This window comes from Nonomuraea sp. NPDC005730 (genome assembly GCF_040630865.1).
Classification (GTDB): domain Bacteria; phylum Actinomycetota; class Actinomycetes; order Streptosporangiales; family Streptosporangiaceae; genus Nonomuraea.
In genome coordinates this window covers 38,317-51,485 of record NZ_JBEXYK010000015.1, presented here as the reverse complement: position 1 = coordinate 51,485, position 13,169 = coordinate 38,317, and the positions used below count along the sequence as shown (strand labels likewise).

17 protein-coding genes and 1 riboswitch are annotated in these 13,169 nt (G+C 71.3%); of the genes, 10 read left to right on the top strand and 7 right to left on the bottom strand.

Annotated elements, in window-relative coordinates:
- Positions 1-11 precede the first annotated feature (11 nt).
- Positions 12-1,229, top strand: a complete 1,218-nt coding sequence (locus ABZ444_RS19920; RefSeq protein WP_357998690.1) for a DUF4032 domain-containing protein — start codon at positions 12-14, stop codon at positions 1,227-1,229.
- On the opposite strand, the gene ABZ444_RS19915 is transcribed toward ABZ444_RS19920, so the two are convergent.
- Positions 1,223-1,825: an NAD(P)H-binding protein gene (locus tag ABZ444_RS19915; protein ID WP_357998687.1), complete on the bottom strand. Its 603-nt coding sequence runs from the start codon at positions 1,823-1,825 to the stop codon at positions 1,223-1,225. The genes ABZ444_RS19920 and ABZ444_RS19915 overlap by 7 nt on opposite strands.
- Before the next feature lie 54 nt (positions 1,826-1,879).
- Here ABZ444_RS19915 and ABZ444_RS19910 point away from each other — a divergent pair, with 54 nt between their 5' ends.
- From ABZ444_RS19910 to ABZ444_RS19890, 5 genes are all read left to right on the top strand, one after another.
- Positions 1,880-2,230, top strand: a complete 351-nt coding sequence (locus tag ABZ444_RS19910; protein ID WP_357998684.1) for a helix-turn-helix domain-containing protein — start codon at positions 1,880-1,882, stop codon at positions 2,228-2,230.
- 137 nt (positions 2,231-2,367) lie between these two features.
- Positions 2,368-2,742 carry a roadblock/LC7 domain-containing protein gene (locus ABZ444_RS19905; RefSeq protein WP_352352017.1) on the top strand — a complete coding sequence of 125 codons (375 nt, stop codon included), beginning with the start codon at positions 2,368-2,370 and terminating at the stop codon, positions 2,740-2,742.
- A 3-nt stretch (positions 2,743-2,745) separates the two neighbouring features.
- The gene (locus tag ABZ444_RS19900) at positions 2,746-3,573 is read left to right on the top strand and encodes a DUF4388 domain-containing protein (protein ID WP_357998681.1); all 828 of its coding nucleotides are present in this window, start codon (positions 2,746-2,748) and stop codon (positions 3,571-3,573) included.
- A 32-nt stretch (positions 3,574-3,605) separates the two neighbouring features.
- The gene (locus ABZ444_RS19895) at positions 3,606-3,977 is read left to right on the top strand and encodes a roadblock/LC7 domain-containing protein (RefSeq protein WP_352323334.1); all 372 of its coding nucleotides are present in this window, start codon (positions 3,606-3,608) and stop codon (positions 3,975-3,977) included.
- Between the two features lie 26 nt (positions 3,978-4,003).
- Positions 4,004-4,375, top strand: a complete 372-nt coding sequence (locus tag ABZ444_RS19890) for a hypothetical protein (RefSeq protein ID WP_352352019.1) — start codon at positions 4,004-4,006, stop codon at positions 4,373-4,375.
- 39 nt (positions 4,376-4,414) lie between these two features.
- Here the strand turns inward: ABZ444_RS19890 and ABZ444_RS19885 are convergent, their stop codons facing one another.
- The 4 genes from ABZ444_RS19885 to ABZ444_RS19870 all read right to left on the bottom strand — a co-directional run bounded on the left by ABZ444_RS19885 (position 4,415) and on the right by ABZ444_RS19870 (position 8,237).
- Complete coding sequence (locus ABZ444_RS19885) at positions 4,415-5,290, bottom strand: alpha/beta hydrolase (protein ID WP_357998678.1); 876 nt, start codon at positions 5,288-5,290, stop codon at positions 4,415-4,417.
- A gap of 54 nt (positions 5,291-5,344) precedes the next feature.
- Positions 5,345-6,058 (bottom strand): hypothetical protein, encoded by a 714-nt coding sequence (locus ABZ444_RS19880; RefSeq protein WP_357998675.1) that lies wholly within the window; start codon positions 6,056-6,058, stop codon positions 5,345-5,347.
- 176 nt (positions 6,059-6,234) lie between these two features.
- Positions 6,235-6,369, bottom strand: a riboswitch (cyclic di-AMP (ydaO/yuaA leader).
- Between the two features lie 165 nt (positions 6,370-6,534).
- Positions 6,535-6,735: a DUF5302 domain-containing protein gene (locus ABZ444_RS19875; protein ID WP_352323331.1), complete on the bottom strand. Its 201-nt coding sequence runs from the start codon at positions 6,733-6,735 to the stop codon at positions 6,535-6,537.
- A 47-nt stretch (positions 6,736-6,782) separates the two neighbouring features.
- Positions 6,783-8,237 carry an MDR family MFS transporter gene (locus ABZ444_RS19870; protein WP_357998672.1) on the bottom strand — a complete coding sequence of 485 codons (1,455 nt, stop codon included), beginning with the start codon at positions 8,235-8,237 and terminating at the stop codon, positions 6,783-6,785.
- Between the two features lie 56 nt (positions 8,238-8,293).
- Between ABZ444_RS19870 and ABZ444_RS19865 the strand changes: the two genes are divergently transcribed.
- The 4 genes from ABZ444_RS19865 (at position 8,294) to ABZ444_RS19850 (ending at position 10,982) form a co-directional block, all read left to right on the top strand.
- Positions 8,294-8,791 carry a PadR family transcriptional regulator gene (locus tag ABZ444_RS19865; protein ID WP_357998670.1) on the top strand — a complete coding sequence of 166 codons (498 nt, stop codon included), beginning with the start codon at positions 8,294-8,296 and terminating at the stop codon, positions 8,789-8,791.
- Positions 8,792-8,875: 84 nt separating this feature from the next.
- The gene (locus tag ABZ444_RS19860) at positions 8,876-9,862 is read left to right on the top strand and encodes a rod shape-determining protein (RefSeq protein WP_357998667.1); all 987 of its coding nucleotides are present in this window, start codon (positions 8,876-8,878) and stop codon (positions 9,860-9,862) included.
- Positions 9,859-10,428 carry a YetF domain-containing protein gene (locus ABZ444_RS19855; RefSeq protein WP_357998664.1) on the top strand — a complete coding sequence of 190 codons (570 nt, stop codon included), beginning with the start codon at positions 9,859-9,861 and terminating at the stop codon, positions 10,426-10,428. The genes ABZ444_RS19860 and ABZ444_RS19855 overlap by 4 nt, the downstream gene beginning before the upstream one ends.
- 89 nt (positions 10,429-10,517) lie before the next feature.
- Positions 10,518-10,982 (top strand): hypothetical protein, encoded by a 465-nt coding sequence (locus ABZ444_RS19850; RefSeq protein ID WP_357998661.1) that lies wholly within the window; start codon positions 10,518-10,520, stop codon positions 10,980-10,982.
- A 91-nt stretch (positions 10,983-11,073) separates the two neighbouring features.
- Here ABZ444_RS19850 and ABZ444_RS19845 read toward each other — a convergent pair whose 3' ends face one another.
- Positions 11,074-12,288 carry an ABC transporter permease gene (locus ABZ444_RS19845; RefSeq protein ID WP_357998658.1) on the bottom strand — a complete coding sequence of 405 codons (1,215 nt, stop codon included), beginning with the start codon at positions 12,286-12,288 and terminating at the stop codon, positions 11,074-11,076.
- The gene (locus ABZ444_RS19840) at positions 12,288-13,106 is read right to left on the bottom strand and encodes an ABC transporter ATP-binding protein (protein WP_357998655.1); all 819 of its coding nucleotides are present in this window, start codon (positions 13,104-13,106) and stop codon (positions 12,288-12,290) included. The genes ABZ444_RS19845 and ABZ444_RS19840 overlap by 1 nt, the downstream gene beginning before the upstream one ends.
- Between the last annotated feature and the right edge of the window lie 63 nt (positions 13,107-13,169).

Below are 13,169 nucleotides of genomic sequence, written 5' to 3'. Positions count from 1 at the left end.
TCCTGACGTTCATGCCCCTGCAGATCACTGGCGCGCTAGGCGACCCCGACCTCATCCGGCTCCCCTGGGACGTCCCGCTGGCCGACTGGCCCAAGCATCATCTGGTCGATCTGCCGCGCGGCATCTCCCGCCACGTGGTGCGGTTCGCCCGGCTGTCCGGCAAGGTCTACGCGATCAAGGAGATCAGCGAGCGGTACGCCAGGCGCGAGTACCAGCTCCTGTGGGACCTGGCCAGACTCGACGCCCCGGCCGTCGAGCCCGTCGCGTACGTGACCGGCCGCGACGAGGGCCTGGACGCCGCGCTGATCACCCGGCACCTGCAGTTCTCGCTCCCCTACCGCGCCGTGATGTCCGGCACCCTGCGCCCCGACACGCTCACCCGCCTGCTCGACGCGCTCGCCGTGCTGCTGGTGCGCCTGCACCTGAACGGCTTCTACTGGGGCGACTGCTCGTTGTCCAACACGCTCTTCCGCCGGGACGCCGGCGCCTTCGCGGCCTACCTGGTGGACGCCGAGACCGGCGAGATGCACCCGATGATCAGCGAGGGCCAGCGGCTGACCGACATCGACGTCGCCCACACCAACATCTTCGGCGAGATGCTCGACCTGGAGGCCGGCGGGCTGCTGCACCCGTCGATCGACCCCATGGAGACCGCCGAGGACATCGTCACCCGCTACCACCGCCTGTGGGCCGAGATCACCGACAGCGAGATCATCGACGAGGTCGACTGGCACCGCGTGGAGCAGCGCATCCGCCGCCTGAACCTGCTCGGCTTCGACGTCGCCGAGATGATGGTGCGGCGCAAGGTCGGCACCGGCCGCCTGATCGTCCGGCCGAAGGTGGTGGACGCCGGCCACCACCAGCGCCGGCTGATCAGGCTGACCGGGCTCGACGTGGAGGAGAACCAGGCGCGGCGGCTGCTCAACGACCTGGACGGCTACCGGGTCGCCAAGGGCCTGCGGCACGAGGACGAGGCCATCGTGGCCCACCGCTGGCTCGCCGAGGTGTTCCACCCGACGGTCGACGACATCCCCGCGGAGCTGCGCGGCAAGCTGGAGCCCGCGCAGCTCTTCCACGAGCTGCTCGACCACCGCTGGTACCTGTCGGAGGCCGCGGGCGGCGACGTCGGGCTGGCCACGGCGGTGAAGTCGTACGTGGACAACGTGCTGGTGCACAAGCCCGACGAGAAGGCGCTGCTGCCCAACGACCCGGACGAGGACGGTCAGTAGGCGACCGTGATGCGGGTGCGCGGGTGGGCGTGCTCCTCCAGCTCGTCGGCGATCGCCACCGCGTAGTCCTCGGCGGTGATGAAGCTGCGGCCGTCGGCGTCGCTGAGCAGGTCGTCGCGGCCGATCCGGTAGACGCCGGTGCGCTCGCCGGGCGCGATCTCGGCGGCCGGTGAGACGTAGGTCCAGTCCAGGTCGGTCACCTCCCGGTAGAGGCCGAGCGCGGCCCGCGCGGCCTTGGCCTCCTTCTTGTAGATCTCCGGGAAGCCGGGCGTGTCGACCAGGTCGACGTCCGGGCCGGCCTTGAGGCTGCCCGCGCCGCCCACGACCAGCACCCGGCTCACCCCGGCGGTACGCAGGCCGTCGATGAGAGCGCGGTTGGCGGCCAGGAACGGCGGCTCGGGCTCGGTGCCGTCACGCGGCGGGGCGATGGCGCAGACGACGGCGTCGTAGCCCTCGGCGAGCGTGGCGGCGTCGTGGACGTCGCCCTTGACGGGACCGCGGCGGCTGACACCGGTGACGTCGTGGCCGCGGCCGGTGAGTTCGGTGACGATGCGCTGACCGATCATTCCGGTCGCGCCGAACACGAGGATCTTCATGAGAAGCACAGTATCCAATGGATACTGGTTACTTCATCGTGCTATAAGTACCTTATGGATACCGGCGATGCCTTCGACCCGAACTGTCCGACCAGGCTGGTTCTCGACCGGATCGGCGACAAGTGGTCGGTGCTGGTGCTGCTCAGCCTCAGCGACGGGCCGATGCGCTTCACCGTGCTCCGGGGGCGGATCGGCGGGGTGACGCCGAAGGTGCTCACGCAGACGCTGCGGGCCATGGAGCTGGACGGGCTGATCACCCGCGAGGTCTTCGCCGAGGTGCCGCCACGGGTGGAGTACGCGCTGACCGACCTCGGCCGCTCGCTGCACGCGCCGATCTCGGTGGTCGCGCGGTGGGCCGAGGACAACGTGCACGAAATCCTTCGCCATCGTGAAAAAACCTCGTGAATTGATCATATTTCCGCACGAGTGATGCTTTTCTTCGTCCTGGCCGTATAAAAACGTATCCCTCGGTAAATCGCCTCTCTTCTGATCTCTTGTGGCCCCCTACGCTTTCCCCGTCCCACGACGGAGGGAGGCTCGCGGTGCTGGGAGTGGACACCTGCCTGGCGGAGGTCATGTCGATACCGGGCGCGCTCGACGCCATGCTGGTCGACGGCACGAGCGGCATGGCGGTCGCCTTCAGCAGCGCGTCCGGCGTGGACGCCGACAGATCCGCCGCGGCGCTGACCGAGGCGTTGCGCGCCACCACCGACGGGCTGACCCGGACGTGTCCCGGCGAGATCGTGCGCATCGACGACATGCTCGTCACCACCGACCGGGGGCACCACCTGCTCCGGCTGCTGGAGACGGTCTTCGAGGGGCCGCTGGTCATCTACGTCCGTCTCGACCCGGAACGGTCGAACCTGGCCCTGGCCCGTTACCGCCTGCGGGCCATCTCCGACCTGCTGACCACCTGAGCCATGGCCGCGCTCGACTCACTCCTCGCCGGACTCGCCCGCGAACGCGCGACGGGGGCGCTCCGCCTGGGCAGGAACGGCACGATCTACCTGTCCGAAGGGCGCGTGACGTACATGGAGTGCGCCCAGACGCCGGGCGTCGAGCGGCTGTTCGCGGCCAGGGGGCGGGTGCCCGAGTCGGCCCTGCGCGCACTCCAGGCCGACGGCGGCCGCGCCCGGCTGCTCCAGGAGGGCCCGGTCACCCTGGCCGAGCTCCAGTACGCCGTGCTCGGCGTGGTCCAGGACGCCGCCTTCTTCCTGCTGCCGGTGACCGGCGTGCGGCCGAAGTTCCGGCCCGGGGAGGAGCACTGGCTGGGCGGGCAGTGGTTCTTCGACGTCCAGGAGCTGGTGCGCGAGTGCGCCCGCCGCCGGGAGCAGCTGGCCGGCATCTGGCCCTCCTCCGACGTGGACACCCAGCCCGTGCGGCCGGTCCCGCGCCTTCCCGGCCACGGGGTGGCGCTCAGCCAGGTGCAGTGGGAGGTCGTCGTACGGGCCGACCACAAGGCGACCCCGCTGGAGCTGGCCCGGCACCTGGGCCGGTCGGGCTACGCGGTGCTGCTGGCCGTCAGGAGGCTGGCCGCCGCCGGTCTCCTGGTCCCGCCGGACCCGGTACGGCCCGCGCAACGCCGTCCTGACGACGGGGAGGCGCTGCCCAGGCGGGTGCCGGGTCCGGTCGCCGTCCCCGCCGGCAACGGGCGGGCGGGGACGGCCGCCGGGCCGGTGCCGACGGGCGACCCGACCGATCTGACGCTGTTGCTGCGGCTGAAGAAGGCCCTGGAGGAGATGCCGTGAGGTTCCCCTCACGACGCAGGAGGAGGCCACCCGTGGAGCTACGGCAAGAGGTCCTGGCCGAGATGGAGCTCCTGCGCGGCCGCACGCCGGACGTCACCGGCAGCGTCGCCTGCACCGTCGACGGCCTGCGCATCGCCTGCGACCTGCAAGGAGACACCGGCGAGCAGGTGGCGGCACTGTCGGCGGCGCTGCTCGCGATGAGCGGCCGGATGCTGACCATGGCGGGCCGCGGGACGTTCGAGGAGACCCTCGTGTCCGGCACCGCCGGGTTCGTGGCCTTCTACGCCGCGGGCCCCACGATCGTCCTCACGGTCCTGGCGGGACCCGGCGCCAACGTCGGGCTCCTCCGGCTGGAGGGCAGGAAGACGGCGGCCTCCGTGGCCGCCGTGGCACGCAAACACTGACCATCCCCACCGAAGCGGAGGAAAGCATGGCAGGCATGGACGTCTCCCTCAAGGAGATGATGAGCATCGACGGCACGATCGGAGCGGCGATCGTCGACCACGGCAGCGGCATGGCGCTCGGCACGCTCGGCGGCTCGAAGGAGCTGGACCTGCAGGTCGCGGCGGCGGGCAACACCGAGGTCATCAAGGCCAAGCTGCGCACGATGGACTCGCTGGGCCTCAAGGACGGCATCGAGGACATCCTGATCACGCTGACCGCCCAGTACCACATCATCCGCCCGCTGACCGGCCGCAGCGGCAAGGGCCTGTTCCTCTACCTCGCCCTCGACCGCAACCGGGCCAACCTGGCCCTGGCCCGGCACATGCTCAAGGTCATCGAGGAGAAGCTGGAGCTCTGACCGGCCACGGCTCCGCGGCCCCGTGGGCTCCGTGGGCGGCTACGCGGCCGGCCCCGGCCGGGCGGGCGCCGCGGAGCCGGTGTGGGCGGCGATCTCGGCGATGATCGCGGGCCAGAGGGGGCGGGGCAGGTCGTGGCCCATGCCGGGGTAGGTGACCAGGCGGGCGTCCGGGATGGCGGCGGCCGTGGCCCGTCCGCCGGCGATCGGCACGAGCTGGTCGTCCTCGCCGTGGATGACCAGCGCGGGCACCTTCAGCCCGCCCAGCGCGGACGTGCGGTCGCCGGAGGCCATGATGGCGGCGAGCTGGCGGGCCGTGCCGGCCGGGTCGTGGCAGCGGTCGAAGGCGAGCCCGGCCAGCCTGGTGACGCGTTCGCGGTCCAGCTCCCAGCCGGGGGACCCGAGCACGGCCCAGGTCGTCAGCGCGCCGGCGACGACCGTCTCGCGGTCGGTCGCGGGCTTGGCGAGGAGCACCGCGGCGGCCGCCTCGGTCGGCGGGGCCGCCTGCGGGCTGGGCGTGGACATGATCGAGGTCAGGCTCAGCACGCGGGCGGGGTGCCGGATGGCCAGCGCCTGGGCGATCATCCCGCCCATCGAGGCGCCGACGACGTGCGCGGCGGGCAGGCCCAGGACGTCCATGAGCCCGGCGCTGTCGTCGGCCAGATCGTCCAGCACATACGGCGAGGGCGCACCCCAGGCGGGCACGCCCTCGTCGTGGAGATGGGTGGACAGGCCCGCGTCGCGGTTGTCGAACCTGACGACGTGGTGGCCCTGCTCGGCCAGGAGTTCACAGAACTCGTCGTCCCAGTGGATGAGCTGGGCGCCGAGTCCCATGATGAGCAGCAGGGGCCGGCCCGCGGGTGAGCCGAAGCTCTCGTAGGCGATCTCGATGCCGTTGGCGGCTGCGCGCTGGATCACAGCGACCAGAATGTCATTCTAGTCGCGAGGCGTAAAGAGCGGTTTGTCTGGAGATCAGTCGTTGAGCAGCTTGCGCAGACGCTCGCCGCCGAGCACCACGCCGCCGCCGGCCAGCACCAGCGCGCCGGCCATGACGGTGCCGCCCATCGCGACGGTCTTGCCGACCTCGCCCTGGCCGCCGGCGGAACCGGCCGCGTCGTCGGCCGGCTTTTCGGCCAGCACCTTGGGGGGCTCGGCCGGGTTGGCGTCGAACCTGCCCCACGCGCCGCTGGAGAAGGCCACGGGGTAGTTCTTCTTGCCCTTGCCCTCGCCCCACTTGGTGATGACGTAGTCGATCTTGATGTGGCCGCGGCCGCCGTTGCCGTCCACGCCGAGGGTGTCGGGGTTGAAGGTGCCGCCGGTCAGCTCGGCGAAGGTCTTGGCGTCGAGGTCGAGCATGACGCCACGGCTGGAGGGCTCGCCGGGGCCGCGGTCGCCCACGAAGAACGGCATCTTCTTGCCGTTGAAGGTCACGTACCCCTCGGTCATGAGGGGCCAGCTCGGGCTGGCGGCCAGGCCCTTCTGCATGGGCTTGCCGCTGGCGGGGAGACCGGTGTCGCCGGCGCGGCCGGAGGAGTCGTCCCAGAAGTAGGAGGCCTTGGTGGAACCCTTGAGCAGGATCTTCTGGTCGTCGCCGGTGTCGGCGTGGGCGCCGGTGGCGGAGATCGTCAGCGCGCCCAGGGCGGACACGGACAGCAGAGCGAGAGAGCGCAGGCCAAATCGAGACATGAAGTAGTGAAGTCCTTCGCGAGGGGACAGGGGGAACGCGCGTGACTACGGTGCGTAACCGGGCAGAACGCCGAAAAGGTGGTTACGCGGCGCGTGGGGGAAGTCGGGGAAGAGACCGCTCAGCAGGCGGTCGTCACTACACTGTCCGGGGGTACGACGAGGTGGTACATACGGTGAAGTCCTCTCCATCTCGCCTACCGGGTTAGCTGACGGGTTCGGGCGTGGAGATGCCCTACCGGCACGTGGCCGGATTCACCCCAATGAGATGGGTCCCCGGTTCCCGACACGTCGGGATTCGGCGCCAGCTGTCGTCCCTCTCCTGGTAGGGACTACGCCACCAGCTGGTAATTGGTTAAGACGGTACCCAGAGATTCGGACAAATACAAACGAATCGTCATGAACCGGGTAAAGATCTACCTGTCGAGGTAAAGAGAAAGGGGGCACGGCATGCCGTACCCCCTGCGAAATCGGGCCTTTCAGCCGCCGCTCTTGCGCCTGAAGGATCTTTTACTCGCTGCCGGACCGTGCGCCCCGTGGATCTTCGACGGGTCCACGCCCCTGCCACCCGCGGCCGAGTCGGCCTGCTGCCCGCGCTTGCGTTCCAACGCCTCGCGGAACTTGCGCTTCATCTCGTCCTCGGGAGTCTCGCTGACTTCCGGCTCCGGTGTTTCCGCCATGAGGACCTCCTGGTTCTGGGGACATCCACAGCTTCGCACGACGTCGCTCACGACGCGAAACCGGCCTCCACTCTGCTTTCCGCGGCGGGCGTCTCCTCCAGCCGCCTGCCGGGCATCATCACCAGCGCGACCAGGGCGATCACCGCGCCCGCCACGCCCAGCGACGGGATGACCACGGCCGCCGCCGAGGCGTGCGCGGCCGCGAGCCCGTGCACGGGCGCGTCCGTGGTGATGACCGACGTGTACGCGGTGCCGGCCAGCGCCAGTGCCACCGAGCCGCCGATCTGCCGGAAGAAGGTGAGGTTGGCCGAGGCCGTGCCGATGTACCGCGGCGCGACGGCCTGCTGCACGGCCACGGTCAGCCCCGACAACATCGGCCCCATGCCGAGCCCGAGCAGCGCCATCCACCCGGCCAGCAGCAGGCCGTCGGTGCGCACGGTGAGGTTCAGGCAGAGCAGGCTGCCGGCCACCAGCAGGAACGGCGCCCCGACCAGCCACGGCTTGTACGTGCGCGTCCTGGACATCAGCGTGCCCATGAGCGCGCTGCCCGCCACCATGGCCAGCGTCATCGGGTAGATCCGCAGCCCGGACTCGGTGGCGCTGACGCCCAGCGCCTGCTGGAAGTAGCGCGGCAGGAACACCACGCCGGCGTACATGCAGAAGGCGGTGAAGAAGGAGGTCGCGTTGACCAGCGTGTACGTACGGTCCCGGAACAGGTGCATCGGCATGACCGGGTTCGCCGCCCGCAGCTCGACCAGCACGAACACGGCCAGCAGGAGCAGCGCCAGCAGGATCGGCCCGGCCACCGGCGGAGACGTCCAGGAGTTGCCGTCCAGGCCCTTCTCGGTCAGGCCGAGCAGCAGGGCGCTGATGGCCACGCTGAACACCGCGATGCCCGCGTAGTCCGGCCGGCCCCCGCCGCCGGTGCCCGGACGGAACGGCAGCCGCAGCACCACGATCGCGATCAGCACGATCCCGAGCGGCACGTTCACATAGAAGGCCCACCGCCAGCTCGCGTGGTCGGTGAACAACCCGCCCAGGAAGGGCCCGGCCAGGTACGTCAACGCCATCACGCCGCCGAGTGCGCCCTGCACGCGGGCGCCGTTGCGTCCGGGCGGGAACATCTCCATCACCAGGGCCAGCGACAGCGGCAACAACGCGCCCGCGCCCAGCCCCTGCACGGCGCGGAAGGCGATGAGCTGGGTCATGTCCTGGGCGAGCCCGCACAATGCCGATCCGACCACGAACACCGACATCCCGACGAGCAGCAGCGGCTTCCTGCCGTGCTGGTCGGAGAGCCGGCCGTACAGCGGGACGGTCACGGTGGAGGTGAGCAGGTAGGCCGTGACCACCCAGGTGTAGAGCCGGGTGCCGCCCAGCTCGCCGGTGATGCGCGGCAACGCGGTGCCGACGATCGTCTGGTCGAGCATCGCCAGGAACATCCCGCCGAGCACCGCCAGCAACACCAGCCCGTTGCCCCTGGCCTTCATGTCATTAGTCACAGGTGAAGATTGATATGTAAGAGCTGACATGTCAAGTCTTCGCTATGCTGGCGGACATGTCCCTGCGGATCGCGCTCCTCGGCCTGCTCGCCACCAAAGGCCCGGCCAGCGGCTACGACCTGGCCAAGAAGTTCGAGCACTCGCTCAACCACGTCTGGCAGGCGGGGCACACGCAGATCTATCCGGAGCTGGTCAAGATGGCCGCCGACGGCCTGGTGACGGTCGAGCACGAGGGCGCCCGAGGCCGCAAGATCTACGCCATCACCGCCGAGGGCCGCGCGCTGGTCACCGAGTGGCTGGTCGGCCACGACCCGTCGGCGACCGTGCGCAGCGAGACCGCTCTCCAGGCGTTCCTGCTGGCCCTGCTCGACACCGAGCAGGCCGTCGCCGTGGTCGAGCGCATCAAGGCGCACTTCCAGGCCCGTCTCGCGGTGCTCGACTGCCGGCCCGGGGGCCTGTTCGGCCAGTACGCGCTGTCCCTCGGCCTGCACCAGGCGCGCTCCGGCATCGAGTGGGCCGACGAGACCCTGGCCGCCCTGAGGCGCGAAGGGTAAAACCGAACTCTTCGGTTCCTGGTGTTGCGTTGGAGAAGCGCCGGATATACACCCAGGCATGATGCTCAACCTCCCCGTACGGCGATGAGCCTCCTGGGTCGTGACCTGGCGATCGACCTCGGCGCGGCCGGCACGAGGATCTACGCCAAGGGCAGGGGCATCGTGCTGGACGAGCCGTCGGCCGTCCTGCGCGACAGGGAGACGGGCAAGGTCCTCGGCTACGGCACCGAGGCCGTGAACGGCGCGGACGGCGCGGACGGCGAGACGTACTGGCCGATCAGCGACGGCCTGCCCCAGGACGGCGAGCTCGCCCGGCGCATGATCAGGCACTTCCTGCGCAAGGTCCACCGGCACCCCTTCCCCCGGCCGCGCCTGGTGATGGCCGTGCCCGACGAGTTCACGCCGATCGAGCGGGTGGCGCTGCGCGACGCCGGCTTCGAGGCGGAGGCCCGCGGGATCCTGCTGGTCAAACACGCCATCGCCGCCGCGCTCGGCGCGGGCCTGCCGGTCCGCGACGGCGCCGGGCACATGGTCGTCGACATCGGCAGGGACGCCGCCAGGGTCGCCGTGCTCTCCTGCGGGGCCGTGGTCGCCGCCGCAACCGTGCGCGGCGGCGGGAACGCCGTGACCCGCGCCGTCGCCCGCCTGGTCGAGGACGAGCACGGCCTGCTGGCCGACGAGCGGGAGGCCGAGTCGGCCAAGCTGCGCGCGACGCGGGAGCCGACCGGGAACGTGCTGATCCGCGGCAGGGACGCCGGCACCGGCGAGCGGCGCGCGGCGGCGCTGCCCGCGGCGCGCGTCCGCGAGGCGGCCGTCCAGCCGGTCGAGCACATCGTGCGGGCGGCCGAACACACCATGGAACGCTGCCCTCCCGAGCTGACCGCCGACCTGGGCGAGCGGGGAATGGTGCTGGTCGGCGGCGGCGCGCTGCTGCCCGGTCTGCGCCGGCGGCTGCAGGAGGGGCTGTCCATGCCGGTGCGGCGCGCGGAGCGGCCCAGCGACTCGGTGGCCCTGGGTCTCGGACGCTGCGTGGAGGACCTCGGGCTGATCGCCAAGCTGAGGCGCCGGTGAGCGACCTGTTCGACCTGGGGGTCTCGGTCGCCGACAAGACCGTCAGGACGATCGCCGTCTACGTGACGATCGCCGTGCTGCTCCGCATCGCCGGCAAACGCGGCATCGCGCAGCTCAACAACTTCGACTTCGTGGTCATGCTGCTGATGAGCAACGTCGTGCAGAACGCGATCATCGGCCCGGACAACTCGCTGGTCGGCGGCCTGGTGGGCGTGGTGATCCTGGTGGCGGTCAACTCGGTCGTGGTGCGGCTGGCGGCGACCGTGCCCTCGGTCGGCAGGGCGTTCGAGGGCACGCCGGTCGTCCTGGCCCGCGACGGGCACTTCATCCCCTCCGCGCTGCGCCGGATGGGCGTACGGCAGGCCGACCTCAACGTGATGCTCCAGCTCCGGGGGGCCGAGAGCGTCACCGACACCGACCTGGTACGCCTGGAGCCCGGCGGCTCGCTCCTGGTCCACCTGCGCCCCGAGGAGGAGGAAGCCGAACGCGGCGACCTGGAGGACCTGTGCCGGCGCCTCGACCGCATCGAACGCAAGCTGGACGAGCTGAAAACCGGCCCCTCCTGAGAATGCGCGGCGGACGGCCTTTTGATATCGGCCATTAATCTTGCGTTAATCCCCCTGCGCCCGGAATTGATCTCCGATATCGTCCCAACGTGCGCCTGGCTGGTCGCTCGGTCGTGATGTCCGCGGTGCTTGTATGCGTCGCGGTCGCGGCAGCCTGTACCTCCGGCCGCCAGTCCTCCTTCGAGGAGGCGGCCAGGCAGCTCACCGCCGACACCGACACCCTGCTCACCAGCGCCGCGCTGCGCGTGTCGCCGGCCGACCGCTCCGACGAGACCGAAGACCGCTCGTGCGTGCCCGGCCAGGTGCGCCGGCTCGTCCGGGCCGAGGGCGAGGCGGCCGACGCCCCCGACGGCCTGCTGCACACCCTCCAGGACATGGGCTACGACCAGATCGTGGAGGACCTCGACCTGCGTGACGAGACCCCTGTCGTCTCCGTCGTGCGCAACCCCCGGACGAACCTGACGTTCGAGCTCACCGTGCTCGACGGCCCGAACGTCAGGATCGTCGGCAGGACGACCTGCTACTCCCCCGCCCCCGAGGCCACCCTGCCCTGACTCGGGACGCCCGGTCCCGCCTCAGAGCGCCTGCCTCAGAGCACTTGTCTCAGAGCACTTGTCTCAGGGCGCCTGTCTCAGGGCGCCTGTCTCAGGGCGCCGACAGTGCCTCCGTCGGCGACAGGCGCGAGGCGCGCACGGCCGGGTAGAGCCCCGCCACCGCGCCGATGAGCAGCGTGGCCGCCAGGCCCCCGACGGTCGCCCACGCGGGCACGACGGCCGGCCACCCGCGGGAGAAGGCGTAGGCGACGGTGACGCCGGTCCCCAGCAGGATCCCGCCCGCGCCGCCCAGCGCGGACAGCAGCAGCGACTCGGCGAGGAACTGGGTGCGGATCTGGCCGCGCGTCGCGCCGAGCGAACGGCGCAGGCCGATCTCCGCGCGGCGTTCCAGCACCGAGATGACCATCGTGTTGGCCACGCCGACGCCGCCCACGAGCAGCGCCACCGCCCCGACGCCGAGCAGCAGCCCGGCGAAGGCCTGGCTGGTCGCCTGCTTGGCGGCCAGCGCGTCGGACGGGCGGGAGACGTCCACCTCGTTGGGCGCCTCGGGGTTGGCCGTGCCGGCCAGGACCGACCGTACGTCCTCCAGCCTCGTCTCCTGCGAGCGGGTGTAGAGCGTGGTCGGATGCCCGTCGAAGTCCAGCCTGGACTCCGCGACCGGCCAGCCGACCAGGGCCGCGGCGTTCAGCTCCTCGGCCAGGGGCACCGGGTCGAGCAGCCCGACCACCGTGAACCGGACGCCGCCGATCACCACCTGCGTGTCGGGGGTGACCGTGCCGATGCCGAGCCGCTGGGCGGCGGCCGAGCCGAGCACGACGGCCGGGTAGCGTTCGGTGGCCGCGTTGAGCCAGGTGCCGCGGCGGACCGTCGCGCCCACGGTCGGCAGCAGGTCGAGGCGGGCGGCGATCGTGATCAGGCCGTTGGTCTGGGGCGTCGGGATCTCCTCGCTCCGGTAGACCTTGGCCTCGGGCACCTTGCCCGTGGACGAGACCGACTCCACCGGGCCGATGCGCTCGATCATCGCCTCGGCGTCCGTCGGCATCTGGGCCGCCTCGCCCAGGAGCGTGGTGCCGGAGGAGACGGTGAGCAGGTTCGTGCCCAGGGCGGACAGCGTACGGTCCAGCTCGGCGCTGGAGGAGGAAGAGATGCCGACCACGCCGATCATCGCGGCGATGCCGATCGCGATGCCGAGCGCCGACAGGAACGCCCGCAGCGGGCGCGTACGCAGGCCGACCGCGCCCACGCGCATCACGTCGCGCGGGCGCATCCTGGCCGGGGAGAGCCTGGGTCGCTCCAGGGTCGCCATCACGCCACCTCGGATTCGACGGGCTCGCGCACGCACCGGCCACCGCGCTCTTCGCCGCTCCCGAGCCGCTCCGCATCGCGTCCGGAGCTCTGGCCGGAATCGGCTCCGAGCCCGGAACCGGAACCGGAGCCCGAGCCCGCGTCCGAGCCCGAGCCCGCGTTCGAGTCGGAGACGATCCGGCCGTCTCGCATGCTCACCTGGCGGGGGAGGCCGGCGGCGATCTCCCGGTCGTGGGTGATGATCACGATGGTGGTGCCGCTCCCGTTCAGCTCGTGCAGCAGGTCCATCACGCCGGCGCCCGAGACCGAGTCCAGCGCGCCGGTGGGCTCGTCGGCCAGCAGCAGCGCCGGGTCGCCGGCCACCGCCCTGGCGATGGCCACGCGCTGCCGCTCGCCGCCGGACAACTCGTGCGGCTCGTGGTGGACGCGGTGCCCGAGGCCGACGCGGCGCAGCGCCGTCCCGGCCCTGCGGCGGCGTTCGGCCTGCGGCAGGCCGGTGTAGATCAGGCCGTCGGCCACGTTGTCCAGGGCGGTGACCTTGGCGGCCAGGTGGAAATGCTGGAAGACGAAGCCGATCGTGGTCGCGCGCAGGGCCGAGAGCTGGTTGTCCGACAGCTTGGAGACGTCGTAGCCGTCGATCTCGACCCGGCCCGCCGACGGGCGGTCGAGGGTGCCGACGATGTTGAGCATCGTGGACTTGCCCGAGCCCGACGGGCCGACGATGGCGACCAGCTCGCCGTGCCGGACCTCCAGCGACACCGAGTCCAGCGCGGCCACCCCGCCGGGATAGGTCCTGGACACGTCGGTGAGCAGAATCATGGCCCGCCCTACGCCCGGATCCGCACACCGGCCCGTAGCGGGGGTCGGCCCAGGGGTGAGGGG